Genomic DNA, 26022 nt, shown 5'->3' on the forward strand with positions numbered 1-26022 from the left:
AAAATGCGCGTTATAACCAGCTCCTATGAGCGTTATGAGACCCGCCATTTTACTGATTGAACTCTATCAGCGCCTGCTAAGCCCGTTGCTCGGCAAACGCTGCCGCTTTTATCCGACGTGTTCCGAATACGCCAAGACTGCTATCGACAAGCACTCCCCACGACTAGCTTTAACCCTAATTACCAAACGATTGCTTCGCTGCCACCCTTGGTGTGAAGGCGGCTTCGATCCCGTTCCTTAAGGGCCTACGCCATTGGCAGCATTTCGAATGGTGTTCGCAACATCGTCAGACGCCACAGACGCAAATGCAGGATTGCCCGCCATGGCTTTTTGAATACCAATAATCTTGTTTAGACCCAAGGTATTTTGAAAGTTCGTCACCACAGCGCCACTGATAAGCATCGAAATACCTGTCATAATCCCCAAAATCACCATACGGCCAGTTGTCTCAGTATAAACCGAATCCGTAAAATCGCCGTCGGTCTTGCGGCAAAACATATGACTGCCATCCCCACAAGGCGCCTGTCTTTGATGGGTAGGAACGCAGCGTGTCCTATCTAAATAGTTCACAGTTCCATTCGTTGCAGGTGCATAAGCGCAGCAATATGGCACTTCTTCGGCACTACATTGGTAGGTTGTCAAAGCCCGCGCTTGAAGGCCTTCCCAAAAGGCCCATAAAATGACCGTTGCAGCAAGCTTTGTCACTGCGCCCGCAAAAATAGAGTTCGTATCTGACGCGCCCAGGCAACTGGCATTAGCTTGATTGACCGTCAAACATAAAATCAAAACAGTTATATAGACTCTCATGCTGTTACCGGCTCCCCTGGCGCTGGTGCTTGTGGCAGCGCTTTTGAATCAACGCAGTTTAAAAAGAAAAAATGCAACAGTGCCGAAACACTCGTGAACAAAGATAAACCTAAAGCGAGCGTGTCACCAGCAGGCAGCAAAGTAGACACTTCGGCATCGATCATATTCGATCGAATGGCAGGTTCGTCGCAGGTCGCTCGAATGGGATTGATGCACATTAAAACCGGCAAATCTCCCTCGCATTTTTCAAAAGGCGTGTTGCCCAAGACGCAATTTTCAGCCAACTGAGTTCGATTGGCCCCATAAGTCACACTGCAACAGGCTGGGACCAAATTTAAGGAGCAAGTGGGTTGCGTTGCCAATTTCTCTGTAGCCACTCGAATGCCAAAAGCCACGCTGATAAGTGACGTGGTGAGCGAAATTACCTTAGTGGCAACTAGCCTTTTCGCTTCATCCATTGCTGCGCCCGCAGGCAAGGCCAACAACGCGACAAGTACCACCGTCAGAAAATGATGCTGTATTTTCATACCGTCTCCAATCTGCCAACATCAACAGGCATTTCATTCATTCCGCTTGTTTTTTGTTCTTAAAAAATCTAAGGCTCGCCGCACATGAGTCACGTCTCCAAAGAGCGCATTTTGGTCACCGGCATCTCGGGCGCTATGGGCCAGCTAATTGCCCGAGAACTCGCACCTAATTTTGATGTCATCGGGGTCGATAAAAGGCCGTTTCCCAATAAGCCGCCTGACGTTGAGCTGATGCATCTGGACCTTAGACGCAAATCTGCCTTCGCTGCACTTAAGAAAAAGGTGCCGAAAGCAATTGTCCATATTGGCGTGATTCGAAATCCATCTAAGCATCGCGAAGGATCGGATGCCTATCATTTTAATTTGGAAACCACTTCGCAGCTACTGAAACTGGCAGAAGATTTGGGGGTAAGAAAATTTATTTTTCTTTCAAGTGCCAATCTATATGGGCCATCGGCCAGATCTGCCGGCTTTCTTCAGGAAGACGCCGCTTTGCATGGCGCGGACAGAAGCCCTGAAATACGCGATCTCATAGCGTTGGACATGATGATTCAATCATTCTTTTGGAAAATGCCGCAAATTGAGACAGTGATCCTGCGGCCAGTTCACATCATTGGCGCAGAGCTGAACAACGCGCCAAGCCAATATTATCGCCTGAAGGCCGTACCAACATTGCTTGGCTATGACCCCATGATACAGTTGGTGCATGCCAGCGATGTCGCTCGGGTTTTTACTCTGGCTCTGCAAAGTAGCACGCGCGGAATCTTTAACATTATTGGCGATGGCGCGGCGCCCCTTTCACGCATGATTTCGGCCCTCGACAAAATCAATATACCCATGCCTGAAATCGCGCTCAGAACATTTTTAAAATTTGGCTTTCGGTACCGATTTTCGCCTTACCCTCCAGGCGAGCTGGACCATCTGAAATACACCTGCATGGTCGATGGCCGCAGGGCTGAACGCGAGCTGGGCTATCTGCCTGAGTACAATCTTATGGAGAGCCTAATGACGCTAAAGTTGCAGGATCGTCCGTCATAACTCGATCTGCACCAATGTCCTTCAGCATTCGCCCAATATCGAGTTGATTCACCACCCAATAATCGACAGAAATGCCCAGCGCGTGGCACTTTTTCACAAACCAACTAGCCGCAAAGTTAAACACGCCATATCGAAGCGGCGGCTGCGCACGCCTTCTGCGCCAGCCCAAAAGTTGAATAGCGGCTGAGGGCAATACGAATAAAAGCGCCAACTCGATTCGGCTCAAGCCATGCTCACCTTCATATTTTAAATCATGAATCCAGCGATGCACATCCCAATGAAAGCTGCTCAAACAAACACGGCCAATCGCACCGTAATCCCGGATCATATCAACAATCAAATAAACGGCCTTTATATCATTCGATTTAATGTCAACTATCAGTGGCGTTGAGGGAAAAGCTTCCAGCACTTCTTCCAGGCGCGGCAATTCGTTGCCGAAAACTTCAAACCTCGTTTTGGCTATTTTTCTGCCTTTCCAGTGCGGATCGTGACACAAAACGATAACATTATCCCGAGTCTTGCGGACATCCATCTCTAAGACGGTCGCACCATCTTCGATTGCTCTACGAAATGCCGGAAGGGTATTTCCGGGAAAATGCCAGTTGGCTCCCCTATGCGCCACCAGTTCCATCTAAACAGTCTACATAATATTTCACTGTCTTCTCAAGTCCAAAATATAAAGCGTCACAAATCAATGCATGCCCAATAGACACCTCTGAAATACATCCGATTTGCTCCACAAAATATTTTAAGTTTTTCAGGTTCAAATCATGACCAGCATTCACGCTAAGACCAGCCCTGACAGCCTGATGCGCGACTTTGGCGTAAACGCCCAGCACCTCATCTCGCACAGGTAAGTCAAAACACTTAGCATAACGCTCGGTGTAAAGCTCAATGCGATCAGCCCCTGTGGCCACCACTTCGGCCAAACTAGATTCCTGGTATTCAAAAGGATCCAAAAACAGGGATACACGCGCGCCACTCGTTTTTAGCTTTTCGATCACCTGCTTAAGCAAACCGGCGTTCGATATGACATCCCAACCCGCATTCGAAGTTAAAACATCAGGCGGATCAGGCACTAAAGTCGCCTGAGCCGGCCTGATATTACGAACCAAGTCCAAATAGTCAGCCGAGGGATACCCTTCGATATTAAATTCCACTGAAATGGCCTGAGCCACATCATAGGTATCTTGCAAACGGATATGCCTTTCATCGGGCCTTGGGTGCACGGTAATACCCTCCGCGCCAAAACGCTGAATATCGACAGCTGCCTGAACCACGTTAGGCAAATCACCCCCGCGGGCATTTCTCAAAGTCGCGATTTTATTAATATTGACGCTTAGTCTGGTCATATCGCTTATTGCTATAAGCTAGAAAATACCTTCGCAATGGCCAGGAAAGAATTGGCATCCAAAGAAGCGCCGCCTACTAAAAAGCCGTTCACGTCTTTAACAGCCGCAAGTTCAGCCGCATTGTCAGCTTTCACGGAGCCGCCATAGATAAGACGGGTGCTTGGCCCGACTTGAGCTCTCAGAAACTCATGGACCCTTGCCACTTGCTCAGGCTCGGCATGCTGCCCAGTGCCAATGGCCCAAACAGGCTCGTAAGCTACCACTATCTGGTTTCGCCTGTTTTCAGGAATTTGTTCCAACACTGGCTCAAGCTGCTCCAACAAGACATTTTGTGTCTCGTTCGCGCGCCTTTGCGCCAGCGTCTCACCAATACAAACAATCGGTGTCAAATTACCATCGATACAAGCTTTGGCTTTCAGAGCGACGCTTTTTGAATCCTCAGCGAAATATTGCCGCCTTTCCGAATGACCGATAATAGCCATCGAAACACCCAATTCTTGTAAATGCGCCACCGCCCACTCGCCCGTATAGGCGCCCTTCGCAGCATAAAACACGTTTTGAGCGGCAATTTTCAAAGACGCGCCTTGAACTTTTAAGCACGCAGCTGAAAGTTGCGTGACAACCGGCGCGATGGCAATCTCAGCGCCCGCAACTGGCATTTCGCGAATCAAAATTTCGATTTGCTGCAAAGCTTGCACTAAAGATAGATTCAGCTTCCAGTTACCGACAATCAGTGGCGTCAAACTCATCAAACTCCCGCAGCTTCAATTACGTCGAAATTGCGATTAAAAACACCGCGTTCGGTAATAATCAGATCAACGCACGCGAGACCTGTCAATGGCAGAGTACATTCCTCAACCATCTTTTCTTGGCCGTTTTTATCGCAATGATTCATCATAACAATGACTCGCTTGGCACCCGAGACCAAATCCATGGCGCCGCCCATGCCGGTGATTTTTTCACCGGGGACCGACCAATTGGCGAGATCACCATTTCGCGCAACCTGCATGGCGCCTAAAATGGCCACATCTATGTGCCCGCCGCGGATCATGGCGAAACTTAGAGCTGAATCGAAGACACTTCCACCAGGCAAAATCGTGACCGTTTGCTTACCAGCGTTAATCACCTGCGGATCTTCGCTGCCAGCTTTAGGAAACGGCCCCATGCCCAACAGACCGTTTTCAGAATGAAGCATCACCGGTCTGTCTTTTAAATAGTTGGCGACCAAGGTGGGCATACCGATGCCCAGATTTACCACCTGTCCATCTTTAATTTCCCGGGCGGCCCGTTCGGCCATTTGCTCACGCGTCCAAGGCAAGACAGACGCCTCCACTGTGGCAGCTATAGCCCGACCTGCAATCACTGTTCTTAATGCACTGCTTTAAGCACACGTTAAAATTCTCACCTTCCACGCTCATACATTTCGCATCCGGTGCGCAGGCATTCTTTTCGGAACAGCCAAAACTGGCACAATACCCTTGGTTAAACTCCAAAATGCATTGCTCGCTCTTAGCACACCCTGCCTGAGAGCGGCAAGGCGCTCCTACCGCCGCGAAAAGGCTTCCTGAAATCATCAGCATCATAAAGGACATCGTTGTACGCGCCATTGTGCATTCTCCCTGCTACAATGAGTGTCGGCAAGAGATACGAGAAGTTTCGGAGAAAATTTTGAAATTAAGCAAAAGAAAACAACAGTTAAAAGGTTTGCAGCGCTTTTTGAAAGAACATCGCGAAGATATCGCAGCCGCTTTGGCGAGCGATCTTGGTAAGCCGCCTTTCGAAGCCTACGCCATTGAAATCGGCCCGCTCCAATCGGAACTAAGCCATTGCCTTAAAAATCTTGATCAATGGAGTAGACCCATCCCCGTGAGCACACCCATTACACACTGGCCTGCTTCCAGCTGGGTGCAATATGAGCCTTTAGGCAAAGTGTTGGTGATCTCGCCTTGGAACTATCCACTGCAATTGGCTCTAACGCCTTGGATTAACGCTGTTGCTGCCGGCAACTCGGTCACTCTAAAGCCATCCGAATATGCACCACAAATCAGCCACCTCCTCAACGACAAACTACCAAACTTTGTTCAAGTCGAAGTGTTTGAAGGCGGCCCGGAAGTCACTCAAAAGCTTCTAAAACAACCCTGGGATCATATCATGTTTACCGGCAGCGGCAGAGTCGGCAAAATGGTGGCCGAGCAAGCGAGCAAAAGCCTCATACCCGTGACGCTCGAGCTGGGTGGCAAGTGCCCCTGCATTGTCGACCAAAACGCCGATCTCACCATGGCTGCAAAACGAATCGCCTGGGGTAAATTTATCAACTCCGGTCAAACCTGCGTTGCACCTGATTATTTGTTGGTTCACGAATCAATCGCGCCTAAGTTGGTACAACTTATCAAAGACATGACAACCCAGTTTTTTGGGCAGAATATAAGTGCAAACCCAGACTACGGCCGCATTATTAACGATAAGCACGTGGAACGATTAGCAGGACTTTTATCCGGTGGGAAAATCACCTTCGGGGGTGAACACAGCGCAACAGATCGATACTTCGCTCCAACCCTATTGGAACAAGTGAATTTGCAACACCCGGTAATGGAAGAAGAAATCTTCGGCCCTATCCTGCCTATCATCACTTTTAAAACGCTCGATGATGTAATCACGCTAATTAATAAAAAGCCCAAGCCGCTCGCTATCTATTACTTCGGTAAATCCAAAAGCGAACAACACAAACTCAGCAAAGCCACCGCATCCGGCGCCGTGTGCATCAATGAAACACTCTCATATGTCGGCATGTCAACCTTGCCCTTTGGTGGCGTCGGTGAAAGTGGATATGGTTCCTATCATGGCGAATGGGGCTTTAGGCGTTTCTCTTATCCAAGAGCGTATCATCGGCGCGCAGCTGGATTTGATATCCCTTTTCGATATCCGCCGTATGGAAAACTAGCTCTCAAAATTGCAAACTGGTTTCAAAAGTAGCTATGATAATTCGATGAAAGCAAAATATCTAGCTTTGAGCGTCATCGTAAGTCTGGGCGTTACGGCATTTGCTGCTGGCGAAAAGCCAGCCAAAAAATCTTCCACGATACCGCCGACACCCCCACCAATTCCCGCGCCGACTCCTATTCCAGTTCCCCAGCCGCCGTATCCGATCCCTACACCGGCTCCAGCGCCTCAGCCAGATCCAACGCCTATTCCAGCACCACCAACGCCAGTGCCGCAGCACTAACCTCCGTGGCTATAGTACGCATTTGCGTTCGTAGAACGACTGGGCTTTGGTTCGCAGTAAATCTGATGGATCCAGCTCAGGGATGAGACCTTTGATATTGCTACACGCCTGATCTTCATCACCTGATTTAAAATCGTTAACGGCTTTTTGCCATTTCTGGGCAGCCGTTTCTGTTTCTAGCGCCACTTTCGGTTCAGTTGGCGCCACAGGTTTCACAAAAGAAGCTTGCAGATGATGCAAAAAGGCGTCTTGCTCGATTTGGCGCTCGCGGTTCACCAGCTGCATAAACAAGCTGGCCGTCGAAACCAACAAAGCCAGTAGAGCAACCCACGAAAGCTGGGTGGCTTTAGATACCTTTTTCAAATGCGTCTGTTCAACGTCATCAAAAATCGCATGACTTAAAATAAAACCCGGTGCTTCGAAGACCAACACTTGATCGCCAATCTTAATCAAATCGCCGTCTTTCAGCCAAGCACTGCGAACTCTCTTTTTATTGACCAGGGTGCCATTGGCTGAACCCAGATCAATCAGCTGAGCTTGATGTGCCTGCACATCGATGGCAAAATGATGCCGGCTGAGTGCCGAATCCTCTAGAACCAAATTATTTTGAGGGTCCCGACCTACACGAAAAAGGCCTAAGGACAGCTCATGACGCTCACCGCCGATGGTCAGCGATGGTCTTTTGTAGAGGGCGTGGGTTTCGGTGTGCTCGAACACATGGGTTCCAACAGAAAGCCTCGGCAAATCATTCCTAAAGTGCGGCGATTACCTGCTCGGTAAATTGTTTGGTGCCCAAACTGCCCCCTAAGTCGGGTGTGCGAGTGGCGGGATTTTCAAGCGTGCCGTGCAAAGCAGTCTCAATGCGTAAAGCAGCGTTATGCTCGCTTAAATGCCTCAGCATCATGACAGCGCTTTGAATCAACGCAGTCGGATTCGCTAAATTTTTGCCAGCAATATCGGGCGCCGAACCATGCACCGCTTCAAAAACAGCGATATTTTCGCCCAAATTCGCACCAGGGACTAGGCCCAAGCCGCCAACCAGACCAGCGCACAAATCGGACAAAATATCGCCGTAGAGATTCTCCAGCAGCATAACATCGAGCCTGGTAGGGTCCATGACCAGTTTCATGCACAAGGCATCAACGATACAATCATCGGTTTGAACCTGCGGGTATTTTTCGCTCTGGGCGTAGGCGGTCTTTAAGAAGTAGCCATCGCCGAGCTTCATGATGTTGGCTTTATGACCGATTGTCAGCTTTTTGCGGCCCTGCTGTACACAAAAATCGAGAGCAAAATTCGCAATGCGTAAGGTCGCTTTTTCCGTAACCACTTTGAGCGAGATAATGGTGCCCGGTGTCACCTGTACTTCCTGGCCAGAATACAACCCTTCTGTATTTTCGCGAACAATTACCAAGTCCACGTTGTCGTATCGCGTTTTAAGACCCGGAATACTCTTAATCGGTCTAACCGAAGCGTATAGCTCCAAAGCTTGGCGCAACAAAACGTTAGCGCTTTTATGACCTGTTCCCACGGGTGTGGTGGTAGGGCCTTTCAATGCAACTTGATTTTTACGAATGGAGTCCAAAGTTTGCTGCGGCAGCGCGCTTCCCAGACTTTGGATTGCTGTCAGGCCAGCCGGCTGGAGGTCCCAGTCAATCTTTACGCCAGCGGCTGAAACGACTTGTTTCATCGCATGTGTAATTTCTTCACCGATTCCATCGCCAGGGATTAACGTGACTGAATACGACATGACTTGAACCTCACACATGCTTATGCCACAACAAAAGCCCCATGCAATTTGTTTTAAGCATCGACCAAGGAACAACTGGAACGACGGCACTTATTGCCGACGAGAATTTAAAGATCGTTGCTAAAAGCAATATTCCATTTCCACAAATTTTCCCCAAACCAGGCTGGGTTGAACACAAAGGTGAGGATGTTTGGCATTCAGTTCGTCAATCGGTTCTTGAATGCCTGGAAAAAAGCAATCTTAAGCCCAATCAGATTAGCGCCATCGGTATTACTAATCAAAGAGAAACCACAGCGCTGTTCGATACCAAAGGCCACCTGCTTCACAATCTGATTGTCTGGCAATGCCGCCGCAGCACGGCGATTTGTAAAGAACTTAAAGAGCAAGGTTTAGAAGAAAAATTCCGCCAAAGAACCGGCTTGCTGCTTGATCCTTATTTTTCGGGCACCAAACTCACCTGGGCGTTTAGAAACTACCCGCAGCTTAAAAAAGCCCTTTTTGGAACGGTCGATACTTGGCTGCTCTATCGCTTCACGGCAGGCGCAGTTCACGCGACGGATGCTACGAATGCTTCCCGAACGCTTTTAATGGATTTACATACTACTGCTTGGGATCCTGAGCTTTTAGACCTATTGGAAGTTCCTGCGAGCTGTCTTCCGGAGATTCGCAGCAGTTGCGAAGTTTACGGCCACACCAAGGGCTTAGATTTCTTGCCTGATGGCATCCCAATTGCCAGTTTAATAGGCGATCAACAGGCCGCTTTATTCGGTCAGGCATGCTTTAAAAAAGGCGAAGCGAAAGCAACCTATGGCACGGGGTGCTTTATTCTTCTGAATACGGGCGATACGCCGGTGTTTTCAACCCGCGGGCTACTAAGCTCCGTTGCGCTGAAAACACCCACACAGACCACCTATTGTTTGGAAGCCTCTGCTTTTATTGCTGGCGCTGCGATTCAATGGCTCAAAGAAGGACTCGGGTTTATTTCGGACGCTAGCGAGCTTGAAGCTTTGGCCAAACAAAGCACACATAGCGCAGAGTTGGTTTTCGTTCCTGCCCTCTCTGGATTGGGCGCACCTTATTGGAAGCCAGATATCCGTGGCGCTTTCATGGGCATCACGCGTGACACCAATCGATCCCATTTTGCCAGGGCGGTGCTCGAAGGCATTTCGCTGGTGAATCAAGATATGCTGTCAGCCATGAAAGCCGATACTGGGGCGCTTTCTTCGCTAAAAATTGATGGTGGGGCGGCTGCGAACGATCTGCTGGTCCAACTCCAGGCTGATCTATCGCAAATCCCTTGTTTAAGATCGCCTTGCCTGGATACGACAGCGCTTGGAGCGCTGGTTCTTGCAGGTCTTGCCACTGGGATTTTTACGGACACCAGCGCGGTATATAAATTATCCGAACAATGCACCGTCTTTAGGCCACTTATGTCCCAAGAAGAGCGCGACAAGCTGCAACAAAAGTGGCAACATGCTTTAAATGGACTTGGTGCAATTAGTTGAGACCTCCCCGCTTTGGGTTTCCATGCTGCTTTTATTCTTTGCAGCTTGGATTGAATACATTTTGCCCCCTTTTCCTGGCGATACACTGCTCGTTGCTGGCGGTTTTTTTGCGGCGCAAGGGGCCCTGCCGTTGCCCCTAACGTTTGCGGTACTGACTTTGGGCTCAGTGACTGGTTGCGTGGTGGGTTGGGCCATTGGCTATCATGGCCTTGGCCTTCGCCGATTAATTAACGTCGATTATCTAGACAGAGTTAAACGTGGCTATGAGCGTTTTGGCATCTGGCTTTTGATCGTTAACCGGTTCATTCCAGGCCTCAGAGGCGCGTTTATGATTACGGCAGGCCTCATTAAAATGCCAATCAGACCCATCTTAATTTGGGGAACTGTTTCAGCGCTCTTATGGAACTCGCTGCTGATTGCTTTAGGTTTTATTTTTAGCGACAGCATTGAAAAGATACTGAAGCTGATGGGAACCTACAGCAAAACGGTGCTCATCTTGCTGGGTATTTTGTTTATCGGATGGCTATTCTTTAAAATGGGACGTCCTCGTTCATATAACCGTCCCCGGGTTCAAAAGTAGCAGGTGCTCCGAAAGATCCTGCTGGCGCGCCGCCTTCTTCTCTAGCCGTACCCAAAAACACCAATTTATCGCAAACCACTTCTAGACTGGTGCGGCTTTGGTTGTCTTTGTCCATCCATTTACGGGCTTGGAAACGACCTTCAGCATAAACTTGGCGGCCTTTTTTCAAAAAGCGCTGAGCATTTTCAGCTGTTTTTCCAAAACAGATCAAAGTAAACCATTCGGTATGGTCAACGTATGTTTCGCCTTCTTTGCGGCGTTCAGTTACCGCAACGCGCAAGTTGCACATAGCTGTGCCACTTTGAGAATAGCGAACTTCAGGATCCGCGCCCATATTACCAATAATCGTCATTTTGCTCATGCCAGCCATTTTATCACCTCAAGGGATATAGCTTTAGGATGAATGCTCTGGCTTGTAAATATCTTTTGTTGAGTTTTTTAACGGCATTTGCATGCTGGGGAGCCAATCATGAAAAATTGTCTGATTTCGAGAAATCGATTGTTAATATTGGCTTAGAAAATAACAATCTTATTATAGATAAAAACCCAAGTAGAAAAACAATCCGGAACTTTTATTTCTACACCCAGGGGCCCTTTGATCCAACCGATAAGCTTTTGGCTTGGCTAGACCACACCCAATTTCGAACGCGCGACATTGCCCTCAAAAATCAGCTGTGGGCCTATTCGGGCGAAAAATACCGAGAACAAATCATAATCGAAAACGAGCGTATTTTATTAAACCCAGCGGTCAGAACTTTTGTTCTGATTTTCCCCGTGCAAAAAGCCAATGCGATTTCTGAAAGCGATGTCGATTTGCTAATTGTGAGCAAAGATATTTTTAACTGGCAGCTAACCTATAACCTATCTGGTTCCGGCAGTAATTTAACACAGTTTTCCTTAGGGCTGGCTCAAACCAACTTATTTGGGCTAAATAAGACCGTTGGTATTAATGCAGCCTTAGATCAGGCGTTGCTCAATCTGTCGGCCTATTATTTTGATCCCAGTTTGTTTTCGAGCAAGAATCAATTGACCCTTCAGCAAGGCGTCGTTCTCGATAGGCACAGTGGACACTATGAAGGCGTCAATGGCTCGATGCTTTTGACATACCCTCTTATGATCGAAACCGTTCGTTGGGGCTATTCAGCGGCTATTAACTATAGTTACCAACCTATTTATGACTTTCAAGGCGACAAGCTGAGACTTTATGAAGGTCAGGCACGGCAATATCACCAATTTCAAATCGTGCCGAATCTGACTTTAACTCGCTCTTTTGGAACCACCTACAAAAACAACCTCAGTGCAGGCTTTGGGCTCAACCTGGGAAAATACGAAGCTTTGGAGCCAGTGACAGAAGATTTTATCAAGCGCGTGCTCCCCAGGAACGAGCTGCAAAGCTATCTAATTTTTGGGTATAACTATTTTCAAAATAAGTTTATCGCTTTGTATAACTATAATACTTTTGCGATGACCGAATGGCAGCAACTTGGTGCCAGCATCAACTTCGTGAATCATGTGGGTTTAAGATTTCTAGGTAGCGACTTTTCGTTTTATAGGCCCGGACTCGCGCTTGGGCAGACTTTCGCTTTAGGCAAAGACAGTATTGTGAGCCTGATTGGCAGCGGGCAAACACGCATTCAAGATGGCCTTCTTAATAACCAGGCTTCTACTAGCTTAACGGCCGTGCTGCCAACCATCGCTGGCGTAGGGCGGTTTGTCCTGAGTGGCCTCTATTCAAATATTTGGAACAACCAAAATAATTTGCAGTCAACCCTCGGTGTATCCACTGGACTTCGCGGCGTGCCCTTTCGCTACTATCAAGGTACTCAGTTGCTTCGAACAAATCTTGAGTTTCGCACGGTTTCATTGCCCGCCTGGATTTTAAGGCTTGGGCTAGACGCATTTTATGACTTTGGTGCCGCCTTCAGTGACCAAACCGGGTTTAACCCTAGCCATGATGTGGGGCTGGGGCTGCGAATTTTGGTGGTTCCATGGAATCGAGTACTTTTACGCATTGACGCCGCGGTGCCTGTTGCAGGACCATTCGCAGGGATGAAAAATACTTTGGTCTCTTTCGGACTTGGACAAGCCTTCTGATTTACGCTCCAAGGCGTGGCAACTAAAAATTGTGCTTCGTGTTCCGCCTGCTGCGTTTCTCTGCGAATAGACTCCGTTCCAGGACTATCCACGCGTTTTGACAACGGTGAAGATATAACCAAAGCAGCCGGCGTTAAATGCAAGTATTTGACCAGCAATGGCTGCAGCATTTATGAAGTGAGACCTGCGGTGTGCAGGCGCTTTCAATGCGACTGGAAGATAGGCGTGAAAGGATTTGAAGAGCCGCCCCAAAAAATAGGCTACTTTGGGAAAAACCGTCATCTTTTTATTCTGGCAACTTAAAGAAACAGGCTGGAGATGCTTGTGCCGGTATGGACACGCCTAATCGCTTCACCCACCAAAGATGCACAAGACAGCACTCGGATTTTGGAGCATTTTTGAGCATCTGCATGCAAAGTGATGCTGTCAGTGACCACGACTTCAGTCAGAGCCGATTTCTCGATCAACTCAATGGCAGGATTCGAAAAAATAGCGTGCGTGGCATATGCCCAAACCCCTGTACAACCAGCAGCTATTAAAGCTTCTGCCGCTTTCGTTAGAGTCCCGCCGGTATCAATCATGTCATCAATGATGATGGCCGTTTTGCCGCTAACATCGCCGATAATATTCATGACTTCGGCCACATTAGCTCTAGGTCTGCGCTTATCGATAATGGCTAAATTCGTATGCAGTCTCTTTGCATATGAACGTGCACGTTCTACGCCGCCGGCATCGGGAGAAACCAGCACGATTTCTTCCGGATCAAATTTGGATTCAATATCTTCCAAGAAAATCGGCGTCGCATAGAGATTATCTACCGGCACGTCAAAAAAGCCTTGAATCTGTGCGGCGTGTAAATCGAGTGAAATCAATCTGGTTGCACCGGCAGCTTCCAAAAGATCAGCAACCAGTTTAGCCGTTATAGGCTCTCTAGGGCCCGCTTTGCGATCTTGCCGTGCGTAACCATAATAGGGAACGACCACGGTGATTTCAGTTGCTGAAGCGCGCTTGAGGGCGTCGATCATAATCAGCATTTCCATCAAGTTTTCGTTGGCTGGTGGTGCTACCGACTGCAAGATATAAGCGTGATGCCCACGAACACTTTCTTCGATGGTGAGAAAGATTTCCCCATCTGCAAAACGAGTGATTTTTCTAGCCCCTAATGGCTGCTTCAGGTACTCAGCCACGCGCTGGGATAGCTGCGGGTTTGAGTTACCGGCAAAAATTCGGATGGGGTCTTGCATTGGTTGGGGCGGAAGGATTCGAACCTTCGCATGTCGGCATCAAAAGCCGATGACTTACCGCTTGTCTACGCCCCAAAAAAGTCTTAGCCTCGAATTACCAATTAACCCGTACCTGTCAAGAGGAGTTTCGCCACATGAACCATAAAGTTGCTGATTTATCGCTGAAAGATTGGGGCAGAAAAGAAATTACCATTGCCGAATCTGAGATGCCAGGACTGATGGCGTTGCGAAAACAATACAGCCAAAGCAAACCTTTGCAAGGCGCCCGAATCGCTGGTTGTCTGCATATGACCATTCAAACAGCCGTATTAATCGAAACTCTGACATCGCTAGGCGCCGAAGTAACCTGGACTTCATGCAACATCTACTCCACGCAAGATCATGCTGCGGCTGCAATTGCGGCGACCGGTGTGCCCGTATTCGCTTGGAAAGGCGAGAGCGAAGAAGAATACGAATGGTGCATTGAAGAGCAGTTAAAAGCGTTCACAGACGGTAAGGCACCCAACATGATTTTGGATGATGGCGGCGATCTCACGCACATCGTTCACACCCGATACCCACAATATTTTTCAGGCTCAGACGCCATCCGTGGACTATCTGAAGAAACCACTACTGGCGTAAGGCGCCTTTACGAAATGGGTCAAAAAAAGACCCTCATGTGCCCAGCGATGAACGTGAATGATTCCGTCACCAAATCCAAGTTCGACAATCTTTATGGCTGCCGCGAGTCTTTACTTGACGGCATCAAGCGCGCCACTGGCCTCATGATGGCGGGCAAGGTTGTTGTTGTTTGCGGTTATGGCGATGTTGGCAAAGGCTGTGCTCAATCTGCTAGAGGCATGGGCTCCCGCGTGCTGATCACCGAAATCGACCCCATCTGCGCCCTGCAAGCGGCCATGGAAGGCTACGAAGTTGTCACGCTCGAAGAAGCTGCCTCTCAAGGCGATTTATTTGTCACGGCAACCGGCTGCTGCGATGTCATCCGCAGCGAACATATGAAACTCATGAAAAGCCAGGCCGTCTTGTGCAATATCGGCCATTTCGACAGCGAAATCGACGTTGCATGGCTAGAAAATAACCCGGAAGTTAAAATCGAAAACGTTAAGCCTCAGGTCGACCAATATATTTTCCCAGACGGTAAGCGACTAACATTGCTCGCCAAAGGCCGCCTCGTGAATTTAGGCTGCGCTAATGGCCACCCAAGTTTTGTCATGTCGACTTCGTTTACAAATCAAGTTCTGGCGCAAATCGCTCTTTGGAAAAACGAGGATCAGCGGTTCAAATCCGGCGAAGTTTATGTTTTGCCTAAGAAGATGGACGAAGAAGTGGCCGCTTTGCACCTGGACCGTCTAGGCGTCAAGTTAACCAAGCTTAATAGCAAGCAATCAGCTTATCTTGGCCTGCCTGTGGATGGGCCATTTAAGCCAGAGAACTATCGGTATTAACCTCACCCCGGCCCTCTCCATAAAATGGAGAGGGAGGAAAACACTATGTTTGAACTTCTTGCTAGGCATATTGGTCAGATTACGCTTCATAGGCCCAAGGCGCTTAATGCTTTTAACCACGCGCTGCTGGATGCGCTGGCGCAGGATTTAGAAACTGCGAAGCAGCAAGACCTTCGCGTTTTAATTGTCACCGGCTCAGGTGAAAAAGCCTTCAGCGCTGGCGCAGACCTGAAAGAACGTGCAAGCATGAGCGTGGATGAAACACGAGCGTTTCTAAAGAAAATCAACCTAGTTTTCGACGCCGTGGCCAACTTTGACGTACCCACCATCGCTTTTATCAACGGCGTCGCTTTCGGTGGCGGGCTCGAACTCGCCCTCGCCTGCGATATACGCGTCATGGCCCCGCACGCCCAAGTAGGCCTGACCGAGTGCTCATGGGGCATTATGCCAGGTGCTGGCGGCTGCATTCGTATGCCTCAAATCGTTGGCCCAGCCAAAGCAGCGGAGCTTATCTTTTCAGCTGCAAAAATAAGCGCAGAAGAATGTCTAAAAATCGACCTCGTCAATCAAATCGACGCGTCCCCTCTCCGCCTGGCTGATCAGATAGCCGCCTGCTCCAGCCTAAGCTTAAAGCAAGCTAAACTTGCCTTAAAAACACGGAGCGAATCAGAGCACTATGAAGCGCTTCTCAGCTCACCAGACAGACTGGAAGGTTTAAACGCGTTTATTGATAAGAGAAAACCAATTTTTTAACCGTATCTGATTAATGATTATTTTGAACCAATAAACCCTATTGCAATAATTTGCGGCATATTTACCATTGCGCAATGATCCGATTTTTTTGTTTTCAAATTTTATTAAATTTTTCACTGTTCGCAGAGGAACATTCTTTTACCAGCAAAAGCATTAGTTACAACTTAAACCCTGACCTGTCTCAAAATACGGAGTTGCACGTATCGAATTTACTTTTAGCTGAAGAAGATCAGGTCGGAGTGGCAACAGGTCTTTTCGTTGCGCTTGGGCTTGAGCCAATTTCTTATAGACCGGTTGGTAATATTATATACATTTGTGTCGGTCGGCAGAGCGTAGAAGCTGCAATTGCCCTCGATCGTCGAATTAGAGTTAATTTTAAAAAAATGACTTACGAGATATGTGCAGAAAGGCAAGGCAACACCCGAAAGTCGGTAGCCATTCAAATAGCTAAGCCTAGAGTCGAGAATCCCCAGCGCGTGCAACTGCCTGCAAAGGAAATCCCGTTTGCTGTCAAAGCAGTTAGTAGGAGGTCTTGGGCGCCCGTCACCGAGGAGGAAATCGACAAGATGACTGAGGTACGCATGACCAATTTGCCAGCTAATATTGACATTGGAAATGAATTAATTTTGCAGAAGCTAAATGGTGTTTTTTTTGCGTTAGGTATTGAAACAATACATTTCAGGATTTGCAGAGGAAGCCTAATCGTAGCTTTCGCTCGATCCGATGTTGAAAAAGTATTGGCGTTAAACGGTCGAATTAAGATTAATATGCTCAAGAAAACTTTCGTTCTTGAAAACTCCAGCGAAGATAATTTAGGGATAGAGCTGATACACTCACCTTTGCGATTATTGGAAGTCATGTCCCCCAGTGGCCCCCCTCATTTTCCAGGTCCCGTAGGGCCTGATAACTTTGGAGGTGCGGCGGCGGATGACGACAAACCCGATGCCGTACAAAATCCAGTGATTGAAACTCCCATTTCTGTATCCAACCAATCAAACCGAAGCTGGGCACCTCGAAGCGGACCATATTGGCATAATCCTTATGCAGCAATGCCTCGAAACAGGCCCTATGATGATGGCGATGGGGCAGCGCAACGATAGGTGTGGACACATCTTACATGAGATCTCCTAACATCGCCCAGGCGCTGCTTTTGAACTCCTGGAAGATATCGGATGATTCGATGTCTGATTTCTTAAGTTCGACGGCAACGTCGGATGCCATGTCTTCTAAAATCATCTTTTCGATATCGGTCGCAAAAGAATCGTTATGAACCACCACCAAGCTTTCTGAGTTTAGGCTTGCGGAGCGGTTATCTAGATTGAACGAGCCTACCATCGCCACTTTCCCGCCATAAGATGCTGTTTTTTGATGCATGGTGCGTTTGCCGGTGCGCTCGAAGATTCTCACGCCCGCTGCCATGAGATCTCGATAGCAGCATAAGGTTGCGGCGGCGTTGATTTGAGGCAAGTCGGTGCTTTCCATACTGTTGGTTACGATGCGCACGTCAACGCCACGCAAGGCCGCTTGTTTTAAAGCCTCACCGTAGGCTTGCAGGCCTCCGAGAGGCAGGAAGTAAGCAGACGCTTCGTAGGCTTTATCACCGGCTTTTAGCGCCTTTAACGTTTCTATTTTCGAGTTGGTGATTGGATGCGCAATGCCATGTTCAGGTCGGCTTTGAATGACTTGAACGTCCATATTTTGATTTCCTTGCTGTAGCTTGACTAGCGACAGTGATGGCAAATCCAGCTCTTCAAAAGTAAGCGTCTTCCAGTTTCGAGCAAAATAACCTGCTGCTTGACCGGCGCCTGAACCTTCAATCAACACATCTGTGTCGCGCCAAGCAGGGCGCACATTGCCGGCAGCTTTTATCTCTTTATTCAGACCGCCTTGGAGGTATTCGTCCGCAATGTTCATGCCTCCTAAAATGGCGCTGTGGCCATCTACCACTAAATATTTTTCATGCCAGCGGTGATTTAAATTAAGCAGCTGTTTGAAGATGGCCAGCAACTCGGAGATGTTCACCGGATGCGCAAGGTCAATATGAGCTAAGCGTTCAACGGTATTTGCCGCGCTCTCATTATCGCCAAACATCATCGTTAGCCCTTGATGAAGCTGTTTTCGGTCTTCAGGCGGTAAACCGATATCAACATTTCCCAAGGCAGCTTTGGCTAAATGAGCGCAAGTGGCTAAGGTTTCTCTTGGGTCTGACAGATCGTTAAGGCCGCCAAGTGATTGAAGCGTTAAATGACGGGTTACCACGGAAACGATGGACGCAAAGCCCCGCATGGCGAGATTGCTATAGGTCTGCAAGTGAACGCCGTTTTCCTGCAACATCTTATAAACCCGATTATCCCGAATCACGTCGTCGATCGATTCTAGATTTCCCAAACTGTCGACAATCACATAAACATCGACACCTCGCTTATGTGCATCGACCAGAGCCCTGGCAGTGGCCATGCCTGTTTCATCGTCTTTAAAAATTAAACTTTGCAAGAAAATCGATTTTTGAGCGCCATCAATTAGCTCCAAGCGCTTGGGAAAGGAAGCCTTGCCGTCTCGAAGTAAAGAGACGCCATTGTCTAACTGGATTGCAGATTCGCCAGCCCGTTCCATACACGCTCGCCAAGTCGCACTGCCAAGAGGGCCCGCTGCAGGCTTAGAAGGATCGGCAATTTCTTCTTTTGCCCAGACAAAGCGATTCAGCGGATCTAAAAAGCTGCTCACCCCGGTCGTTTTTGGTCGTAAGGCAAGTCGGTAGCCAGAAAAGAGCTCATAGTTTAGTTCGCGCTCAAAAGGAATTAATCGCTCTGGATTAATACGATAGGTAATGCGGCCACGTTTCAGACTATCGGCGTTGACTTCGACGTCCAAATCGCCGTGCATTTGACTGTGAAGTCCGCGCCAAACAAAATGCGGATGCGACACCGTTAATTTCGCATTTGCTTTGGTATTTTTGCCTTGCACGCGAAAAAATGCGCGCTCAAATTTGGCTCTTAGCGCCCTAATCTCTATCGGATCTATTTCAGCAACATGGGCGTCAACGAGATAATCAGTTTGAACATTCGAAAGGTGATTAGAATTGAGCCGGGCCGAGGCTTGGACGTGGCTACCTGCGCCGCCTATCACCATCGGGACTTGAGCATTTTCCTGCACGTTCACCAAAAAGCCAGTTGGCTGCAACGCCAAATCGCCTGCGACAAAGCCGCTAACAGCGGGCTCTCCAGCTGGTAAACCGGCAATCACAACATTGCCGTTAAAAATAGCCCGTGAAGATGCCAGCTGAAGAGAGCTTTGAAACTCGGGACTTTCTCTGACGTACACCAGCCCAGACGGCGCAAGAGAAGCATTGACGTGAACGTTCAGGTCCGCTTGGGGATGAGCTGAATGGATTTGAATAGACTCACTCGGAATCGTCAAAATGGGTGCATCCGTATGCAATTGAAGTGAGCACTTTGCTTCTCCAAAAAGCGCAGATACCTTGTCGAGCATGGCGCTGAGATTCATATTGGTCAAATCTGCTGGCTTATTTGCCAGCGTTTCCAGCACCAACTCTAATTTAGGAAACATTTCGGGTTTAAACTCAGTTTGGATATGCGCGCAACTGAAGCCTTTTTTGATTTTCCCCTGAAACAACACCTCGCCCATAGGCCCGATTTCAACGCCAGATATGATGACATCCGCGAAGAAATCTTTAAGGCCACTACTCCAAACAGGTTTTTGAAACGCTGACGCCGGATTACAAATTTTCAAAGGAGGAGATATCTGCACCGAAAGCTTTGCAATTTTGGATTTGTGATTCTCATCCCGCGTTAACACCATCGTTAACCAAGCAGAGGTATTTGGCTGCACCCTGACTTTAGCGCTTTTAAATTGGCTGGGCATCTCATGTTTGCCTTCTCGAAGCGGGATGCTGATGTGTAAAATGCCATTTTGAATACTATTGAGATCGAGTTGCTTGACGCCAAAGCGCCCGTCAAATAAATCCGCCAAGGCTCCGAAATCCACCTGCTCTGATACCGGCTCCTCCATAGATTGCTCGGGCGGACAAAATACCGATTGACTGGCGGATTGAATCTTCATGGGACTTTATTGCGATAGTGTCTACTTTTTGGCGGAACCCGTGTTAGATTGGCTGCATGAGCGCTGAGCTTCACGCTGCGAATCAAGCCACTTTTAAAACCACCAACAAATCGATCGATATTCTAAAACCAAGTTCTATCCATGAAACGCAGCAGATAGTCAAAAGCGCCTTTCAAAATCGCACACCTCTCTACCCGCTCAGCAGCGGCAAGAATTGGGGGAACGGGACCAAAGTTCCCTGGCAGGACGGCTGCACCTTACTCGATTTAAGCGCTCTAAATCAAATCGTAGATTTTGATGAATCTATAGGTCTGGTTACCATTCAGCCTGGCGTGACCCAAAGGCAACTTCTGCAATTTCTGCAGGAGAAAAATTCAAATCTGATGCCCGCGATGACCGGGAGCTCCTTAGATTCAAGTCTGGTTGGAAATATTCTAGAGCGAGGCGATGGATTCGGCGCACATGGCGAGCGCTCTCGCTACGCCAATGTTCGCGAAGTTATCTTGCCGAGTGGAAGCATCATGCGCCTCGATCAATCATGTGGCCCCAGCCTCGGAGGTCTATTTTTTCAATCCAACTTAGGCATCGTGACCCAAATGACTCTTTGCCTAGAGCAAAAGCCAAAATTTTATCATCAAGCGCAATTTAGCTCGGACAGTACCAATGCTTTAGCCTTGGAAATCGATTGCCTGAGAACGCTATATCAACAAAAACTAATTTCTTACGCATCGATTTGGAATTCCCACAAGATTGCCGCACGTCAGCAAGCTTTAGATGTTCACCTGCCAGCATGGGCGGGCTTCGGGGCGCTTTTCGCTTTTAATCAAGAAATAGCCATCGCTCAAATAGCTTGCGTCAGAAAACAAATGCCTAAAGTTCAGATCATCCAGCAAGAAATAGACCTCAACGCCTTTGAAAATATACAGGCGGTCGATCCTACTCGAGAGCATTGCGGCCTCATATGGATCACGTGTGCTCTTCCGTTTAAGGGAATCGATGTCCAAAGGGCCATGGAACTGATCGAACATGACTTCTTAGCTGCAGGCCTCGCGCCGCAAATCAGCTTGATCGCTAACGACTGCCAGCGAATTAAGTTAGTCATCGCCATTATCTATAACCGAGAAGATTTCGGGATGGATGACATCGCTCAAAACTGCCATGACAAAGTTTTAGGGAAACTCATACACGCGGGTTACCCACCCTTTAGGCTTGGACTACAATCCTACTGGGCAAGTCAAGACAACGCGCTTTATGCACAAATTAAGGATCTGATAGACCCTGACCATATGCTATCGCCAGGACACTACTCGCCGCTGCCCAAACGTTTTTCTTCACGTTCCAGTTCTTCTTTATAAGTAACGCTATAACGAGTCCATGGACGCAACTTCAACCTGGCATACCCGATAGGCTCGTCTGTACCCTCACAAAGGCCAAAGGTGCCATTGTCCACTTTGTCGATGGCGCGCTCTACTTCACGAAGCAATTTCGCATCGCGGTCCATGAGGCGAGCTTCTAGAGAAATTTCTGCATCTTCAGACGCAAGGTCAGCCTCGTCACCGGGTGTTTGCTCAGAGGCAGTACCACTACGGCGTTTTTTCAATTTTTCTTGCAATTCAGTGCGCATTTCTTCGAGCATATTAACCAGCTCACGTTGCTGTGTGTCGGTTAAAGCTCTTTCAGTTGATTTGGATAAAGCCATCCGACTTACTTATCCAAAAGCCTGCCGGTAATCAATATAATCCGTCATTTCCTGGTCATTAATAGGCGATTGCTCATCAAAAAACCGATGAACCGCTTCTTCCACCGCTTCAGGATGATCCAAATGCATCACTTGTTCTCGAAAAATACCTGCATTTTTAAAGCCTTTAGAATACCAGACCAGATGTGTTCTAAATGCGCGTAAAGAATTTACTTCAAGATGCTCCTTAAAATGGCGCAGAATTAAGTCACGTCGTTCCGACGTCGATGCTTTGGCTCCACCCAGCAGCTCTCTGAAAATCCAAGGATTGCCCAAAGCGCCGCGACCAATCATCACTGCATCACACCCACTTTCCTGCATGCGCTGGCGCGCCTCGTCAGGGGTGGTGATATCACCATTGCCAATGACGGGAATTTGAAGGCGCTCTTTAACTCGCCTAATAACATTCCAATCTGCCAAACCCGAATAGCCTTGAGCTCTCGTACGCCCATGAATCGCTAAAGCTGCGCAACCTGCATCTTCCAAAGCAAGCCCCATTTCAACGCAATTAATATTTTGAGCGTCCCAACCCGTGCGAATCTTTACCGTCACAGGAACTTCATGTCCTAAAGCGCTGCGCATGGTCTTCACCAGTGAAGCCGCTCTGATATTATCGCAAAGCAGCGCAGAGCCCGCGCCCGTTTGCGTGACTTTCTTAACAGGGCAGCCCATATTAATGTCAATAATCTGAGCGCCATGTTTGGCAGCATAAACCGCCGCATCGGCCATGGCTTTTTCTTCACCACCGAACAGCTGTACAGAATAAGGAATTTCTTTTTCAGCGTTATATCTCAGATAGCGCTGCGTACGTTCATTTTGATAGCAGATGCCTTTGGCGGAAATCAATTCAGTGGTAGCAAGACCGGCGCCCAACTCAAAAGCCATGACCCGAAATGGCATCTCACTGACACCTGCCATGGGCGCCAAAAAATATGGCGTCCGAATTAAATGTTGGCCAATACTGAACATACTGATACATAAAAATTTGTATCTATTTTGTCTAGAGAGGTCACTTTTATGCATCCTGTCTTACTGGATCTGCCATTCATCAACCAACCCATCCATAGCTATGGCGCTCTCATTGTCATTGGGTTTTTATTGGCGCTTCAAGTGGCGAAGTGGCGTTGCCAACGGCTAGGCAAGTACGAATTGGACGCTTTGGACTTTGGCTTTTGGGCATTGGTAGGCGGCCTTATTGGCGCTCGCCTGGTTTTTATTGCCGTTGAATGGCAAGATTACTTCGTTCATACCCCCTACACTAAAATCCATAGTCTAGGCATTGAGATCCCGAGTGTGTTTGCCTTCTGGCAGGGCGGCTTAGTCTACTGGGGTGGATTTCTAGGCGGATTTATTGCCTGCATTATCTTCACGTTGGTTCGCAAATTACCCTCTTTGCACTTTTTTGACATTATGGTCGTTGGCGTGCCATTGGCTCAGATTTTTGGCCGTTTAGGCTGCGTTGCAGCAGGATGCTGCTATGGGCAACCCTTAGCAACAGAACACTCGGTTGGCATCTTGTTTCCGCCAGGCTCTGCGGCGTTCGACACCTTGGTAGGCTCCAGCTCCGGGGACGTTAAAAACTACATGATCGAGCATGCGCACACCTGGCCGCTTTTTCCATCCCAGCTGGTAGAAGCCTTTGGTGCTTTGGTCATTTACGGGTTGCTGGTGCTGTTAAGCGAGCGCAAGCAGTTCCATGGTCAAGTATTGCTGGCCTACGCCGTCCTATACTCGGTGATGCGCTCATGCTTGGAGCTATTTAGAGGCGACGCCGCTCGTGGCTACATGTTCAACGGGCTTTTGACGACCAGCCAATTTATTTCACTCTGCGTCGTCGTGATTGCTGTCTTAACAAGCGCTATAATGACCTATCGGCACAAGAAGAACCTGTCTTTCAACCGATAGTCCAAAGACCATTTGCCAGGCCCGAATACGATAATCATCAAGCAAGCATAGGCAAATACCAATGGGATTTGAGCCAGGAAGCTTTCTGTCTGGCCAGAACCGTGGCCCAAAAAGTAATATTTAGTTGGATCCATCACCGCCGCGACCACCATGGTGATGAGCAGCGGGATCGCAGCAATACGGCTAAGAAAGCCTATCACCAAGCAAATCCCACCAAAAAACTCGGCTGACGCTGATAAATAAACCATAAACTCGGGAGAGCCAAAGCCTAGGCTATGATAATAAGCGACGTTCGATTCAACGTGGGTGAATTTATACCAGCCTTCCAAAATGAACAGCACGCCCCATAAGACGCGTGTCAAAAAGAGCACCGGCGTTTGCGCCCAATGGTCAACTCTTAAAAAGGCATCATCAATAACTCGTATCTCTTTTATTTCTCTTTCCATTCCATAAGAGTATCTAAAGAGTAAAGTTAGCCGCAAGCGATAAGTTACTTAAAAATTGCACCTGATCGATTACCGCTGGATTTTGCAGTGCCCTCAAAGTCCAGTTTAGTGAAAGCCAAGATAGCAAATTACAGCCCAGGGTACTGCTCAAATCAAAGCTAAAACGACTCCAACTGCCCGGGGGCTTTATTTGCGGCGTTTGCATCAATGCATAGACAACATCGAAATCGACACGATAAGACAGCTTTTTATCAAAGAAGTTGGTTTTGAACAAAATCCCACTGCCCGGCCCTATTTCGTAAACATTGGCCAGTTGCTGTACATCAATATAATTGGGATCACAGGCACCGTTACAAGAAATAGCACGCTGTCCTTCCCCCAAGTTTTCACGAAAAGCAGCGCCCAAACGATACTCGAAAAACACCTCTGGCTTATCGACGAATTGGGCAAACAGACCCAACCATTGTTCCAAGAACATGGGAGCAAATGCGCTGCTCAAATCCAAGCTGGTTACATTATTAACGGTTGTCTTTTGGCCAGTCAGCACATCCGTTATTAAATAATTATTCTCACCGCTTTCTATATCTTTACCTGGCAGCATCGAAGTTTTCATATTCAGCATCGCGAAATATCCGAACCAAGGGAGCTGATGATAAAGGTAAATCGAGCTAATCTTTAGATTATCTGACGTTTTAAGCCATGCATACGGTAGCGGGTAGTATGAGTAGCCCAATGATAAAGCCAAGTTGTTTCGCCACTCATGGTCGCCATCTTTATACTTAAGCTCCATATTTCCTTGAAGCGATGGGTATACCGCCGTGTTTCTACTGCTCGTACCCACAAAATTTTGTGTTGCCGTCCAAGAGAATGTCGCGCCTAAAGTTCCGCTAAACTGCCAAGGTTTAAGAGCTGGGGTCGCAGAAGACTTCAGATCTAATTGAGTAACCTGAGCGCTCAGGGAAACGGCAACCAACGCAGCTAAGAGAATAATTTTCCGCATAAGTTTACCAACAGATTTGCGAATCAATTTGTTCCACAAAAGGCCAAATCCAGGCTGCCCAGCCTATATTGAAGATGAACAGATTTTACAAAATGGCGTTCTGCTTAAGTCTCTTGGCTATGACCGCATCAGCTGAAGAGATAAAACACCTCTCTAAAGTCAATATTCTATGCACCGGCCAGGAAGCTGTCTTAAAAATTGCTCAAGAAGGAAATGCACTAATCGCCACATTCCAGCGCGGCCGCATTCGATTTCAGCGCGTTTTTTCCGAACAGCGAAATAACGCAAAAATGCAGTCGGCCACGGTGATGAGCCTTGGATTCCACGAAGACACCCGTTGGCTAAGTTTTATCGGCACCATCCGTACCAGACAGGCAAAAAAATTTGAATTAGCCGAATGGGTCGATTTGATGCTGGATATCTCACCCAACGGCCTCATCACATTAAATCGCCTGGAAATCTCTTTATCAGGCTTTAAAGAAACCTATGCCGATTTCGGTCTCAATACCAAGTGCGTGGCAAGCTATAAATAGCG

28 protein-coding genes and 1 tRNA gene are annotated in these 26022 nt (G+C 48.0%); 13 read left to right on the plus strand and 16 right to left on the minus strand.

Annotation, left to right across the window (positions count from 1 at the left end; all coding sequences use genetic code 11):
- Positions 1-25 precede the first annotated feature (25 nt).
- Positions 26-241 (plus strand): membrane protein insertion efficiency factor YidD, encoded by a 216-nt coding sequence (gene yidD / locus V4534_03370; GenBank protein MES2503899.1) that lies wholly within the window; start codon positions 26-28, stop codon positions 239-241.
- On the opposite strand, the gene V4534_03375 is transcribed toward yidD, so the two are convergent.
- Complete coding sequence (locus tag V4534_03375) at positions 238-807, minus strand: hypothetical protein (GenBank protein ID MES2503900.1); 570 nt, start codon at positions 805-807, stop codon at positions 238-240. The genes yidD and V4534_03375 overlap by 4 nt on opposite strands.
- Positions 804-1334: a hypothetical protein gene (locus V4534_03380; protein ID MES2503901.1), complete on the minus strand. Its 531-nt coding sequence runs from the start codon at positions 1332-1334 to the stop codon at positions 804-806. Before V4534_03380 ends, V4534_03375 begins: the two co-directional genes overlap by 4 nt.
- 84 nt (positions 1335-1418) lie before the next feature.
- Between V4534_03380 and V4534_03385 the strand changes: the two genes are divergently transcribed.
- Positions 1419-2372, plus strand: coding sequence for an NAD-dependent epimerase/dehydratase family protein (locus V4534_03385; protein ID MES2503902.1), 954 nt, complete (start codon positions 1419-1421; stop codon positions 2370-2372).
- Here V4534_03385 and V4534_03390 read toward each other — a convergent pair.
- From V4534_03390 to V4534_03405, 4 genes are read right to left on the minus strand one after another with little or no spacing between them, the layout of a single operon-like run.
- Positions 2326-3003: a glycerophosphodiester phosphodiesterase family protein gene (locus tag V4534_03390; protein ID MES2503903.1), complete on the minus strand. Its 678-nt coding sequence runs from the start codon at positions 3001-3003 to the stop codon at positions 2326-2328. The two genes, V4534_03385 and V4534_03390, sit on opposite strands and share 47 nt — an antisense overlap.
- On the minus strand, positions 2984-3724 hold the full coding sequence (locus tag V4534_03395; protein ID MES2503904.1) for a pyridoxine 5'-phosphate synthase: 741 nt from the start codon (positions 3722-3724) through the stop codon (positions 2984-2986). The genes V4534_03390 and V4534_03395 overlap by 20 nt, the downstream gene beginning before the upstream one ends.
- 11 nt (positions 3725-3735) lie before the next feature.
- Complete coding sequence (gene tpiA / locus V4534_03400) at positions 3736-4473, minus strand: triose-phosphate isomerase (GenBank protein MES2503905.1); 738 nt, start codon at positions 4471-4473, stop codon at positions 3736-3738.
- Positions 4473-5042, minus strand: a complete 570-nt coding sequence (locus tag V4534_03405) for a 3-oxoacid CoA-transferase subunit B (protein ID MES2503906.1) — start codon at positions 5040-5042, stop codon at positions 4473-4475. The genes tpiA and V4534_03405 overlap by 1 nt, the downstream gene beginning before the upstream one ends.
- 350 nt (positions 5043-5392) lie before the next feature.
- Here V4534_03405 and V4534_03410 point away from each other — a divergent pair, with 350 nt between their 5' ends.
- A complete protein-coding gene (locus V4534_03410; GenBank protein ID MES2503907.1) occupies positions 5393-6697 on the plus strand; it encodes an aldehyde dehydrogenase family protein in 1305 nt (434 codons plus the stop codon).
- Between the two features lie 13 nt (positions 6698-6710).
- Entirely contained in the window at positions 6711-6947 is a 237-nt protein-coding gene (locus V4534_03415) for a hypothetical protein (protein MES2503908.1), read from the plus strand.
- 9 nt (positions 6948-6956) lie between these two features.
- Here the strand turns inward: V4534_03415 and V4534_03420 are convergent, their stop codons facing one another.
- On the minus strand, positions 6957-7664 hold the full coding sequence (locus tag V4534_03420) for an FHA domain-containing protein (protein ID MES2503909.1): 708 nt from the start codon (positions 7662-7664) through the stop codon (positions 6957-6959).
- 34 nt (positions 7665-7698) lie between these two features.
- Positions 7699-8697, minus strand: a complete 999-nt coding sequence (locus V4534_03425; protein ID MES2503910.1) for an isocitrate/isopropylmalate dehydrogenase family protein — start codon at positions 8695-8697, stop codon at positions 7699-7701.
- Positions 8698-8738: 41 nt separating this feature from the next.
- Between V4534_03425 and V4534_03430 the strand changes: the two genes are divergently transcribed.
- Positions 8739-10202, plus strand: a complete 1464-nt coding sequence (locus tag V4534_03430) for a glycerol kinase (protein MES2503911.1) — start codon at positions 8739-8741, stop codon at positions 10200-10202.
- Between the two features lie 22 nt (positions 10203-10224).
- A complete protein-coding gene (locus V4534_03435; GenBank protein MES2503912.1) occupies positions 10225-10782 on the plus strand; it encodes a DedA family protein in 558 nt (185 codons plus the stop codon).
- On the opposite strand, the gene V4534_03440 is transcribed toward V4534_03435, so the two are convergent.
- Positions 10733-11143, minus strand: coding sequence for a single-stranded DNA-binding protein (locus V4534_03440; protein MES2503913.1), 411 nt, complete (start codon positions 11141-11143; stop codon positions 10733-10735). The genes V4534_03435 and V4534_03440 overlap by 50 nt on opposite strands.
- Positions 11144-11211: 68 nt before the next feature.
- Between V4534_03440 and V4534_03445 the strand changes: the two genes are divergently transcribed.
- The gene (locus tag V4534_03445; protein MES2503914.1) at positions 11212-12876 is read left to right on the plus strand and encodes a hypothetical protein; all 1665 of its coding nucleotides are present in this window, start codon (positions 11212-11214) and stop codon (positions 12874-12876) included.
- A gap of 299 nt (positions 12877-13175) precedes the next feature.
- Here V4534_03445 and V4534_03450 read toward each other — a convergent pair whose 3' ends face one another.
- Both V4534_03450 and V4534_03455 read right to left on the minus strand, forming a co-directional pair.
- Positions 13176-14120 carry a ribose-phosphate pyrophosphokinase gene (locus V4534_03450; protein MES2503915.1) on the minus strand — a complete coding sequence of 315 codons (945 nt, stop codon included), beginning with the start codon at positions 14118-14120 and terminating at the stop codon, positions 13176-13178.
- Positions 14121-14195: transfer RNA gene (locus V4534_03455), tRNA-Gln, on the minus strand.
- 59 nt (positions 14196-14254) lie between these two features.
- Between V4534_03455 and ahcY the strand changes: the two genes are divergently transcribed.
- The 3 genes from ahcY to V4534_03470 all read left to right on the plus strand — a co-directional run bounded on the left by ahcY (position 14255) and on the right by V4534_03470 (position 17418).
- Positions 14255-15565, plus strand: a complete 1311-nt coding sequence (gene ahcY / locus V4534_03460; GenBank protein ID MES2503916.1) for an adenosylhomocysteinase — start codon at positions 14255-14257, stop codon at positions 15563-15565.
- Between the two features lie 45 nt (positions 15566-15610).
- Complete coding sequence (locus V4534_03465; GenBank protein MES2503917.1) at positions 15611-16318, plus strand: enoyl-CoA hydratase-related protein; 708 nt, start codon at positions 15611-15613, stop codon at positions 16316-16318.
- 74 nt (positions 16319-16392) lie between these two features.
- Complete coding sequence (locus tag V4534_03470) at positions 16393-17418, plus strand: hypothetical protein (GenBank protein ID MES2503918.1); 1026 nt, start codon at positions 16393-16395, stop codon at positions 17416-17418.
- A 13-nt stretch (positions 17419-17431) separates the two neighbouring features.
- Here V4534_03470 and V4534_03475 read toward each other — a convergent pair whose 3' ends face one another.
- Positions 17432-20398: a phosphatidylserine/phosphatidylglycerophosphate/cardiolipin synthase family protein gene (locus tag V4534_03475; GenBank protein ID MES2503919.1), complete on the minus strand. Its 2967-nt coding sequence runs from the start codon at positions 20396-20398 to the stop codon at positions 17432-17434.
- 56 nt (positions 20399-20454) lie between these two features.
- Between V4534_03475 and V4534_03480 the strand changes: the two genes are divergently transcribed.
- Positions 20455-21753: an FAD-binding oxidoreductase gene (locus V4534_03480; protein ID MES2503920.1), complete on the plus strand. Its 1299-nt coding sequence runs from the start codon at positions 20455-20457 to the stop codon at positions 21751-21753.
- On the opposite strand, the gene V4534_03485 is transcribed toward V4534_03480, so the two are convergent.
- A complete protein-coding gene (locus tag V4534_03485) occupies positions 21702-22097 on the minus strand; it encodes a TraR/DksA C4-type zinc finger protein (GenBank protein MES2503921.1) in 396 nt (131 codons plus the stop codon). The genes V4534_03480 and V4534_03485 overlap by 52 nt on opposite strands.
- Positions 22098-22106: 9 nt before the next feature.
- The gene (gene dusB / locus V4534_03490) at positions 22107-23105 is read right to left on the minus strand and encodes a tRNA dihydrouridine synthase DusB (protein MES2503922.1); all 999 of its coding nucleotides are present in this window, start codon (positions 23103-23105) and stop codon (positions 22107-22109) included.
- 48 nt (positions 23106-23153) lie between these two features.
- On the opposite strand from dusB, the gene V4534_03495 reads away from it, so the two are divergent.
- Positions 23154-24041: a prolipoprotein diacylglyceryl transferase gene (locus tag V4534_03495; GenBank protein MES2503923.1), complete on the plus strand. Its 888-nt coding sequence runs from the start codon at positions 23154-23156 to the stop codon at positions 24039-24041.
- On the opposite strand, the gene V4534_03500 is transcribed toward V4534_03495, so the two are convergent.
- Together V4534_03500 and V4534_03505 are read right to left on the minus strand one after the other, a co-directional pair.
- Positions 24005-24487, minus strand: coding sequence for a DoxX family protein (locus V4534_03500; GenBank protein MES2503924.1), 483 nt, complete (start codon positions 24485-24487; stop codon positions 24005-24007). The two genes, V4534_03495 and V4534_03500, sit on opposite strands and share 37 nt — an antisense overlap.
- A 13-nt stretch (positions 24488-24500) precedes the next feature.
- Positions 24501-25487: a DUF3078 domain-containing protein gene (locus tag V4534_03505; GenBank protein MES2503925.1), complete on the minus strand. Its 987-nt coding sequence runs from the start codon at positions 25485-25487 to the stop codon at positions 24501-24503.
- Between the two features lie 119 nt (positions 25488-25606).
- Here V4534_03505 and V4534_03510 point away from each other — a divergent pair, with 119 nt between their 5' ends.
- Positions 25607-26020, plus strand: coding sequence for a hypothetical protein (locus V4534_03510; GenBank protein ID MES2503926.1), 414 nt, complete (start codon positions 25607-25609; stop codon positions 26018-26020).
- Positions 26021-26022: the final 2 nt, after the last annotated feature.

The sequence above is a fragment of the Myxococcota bacterium genome, from assembly GCA_040387835.1.
Lineage (GTDB): Bacteria > Myxococcota > UBA727 > UBA727 > JABDBI01 > JAZKCZ01.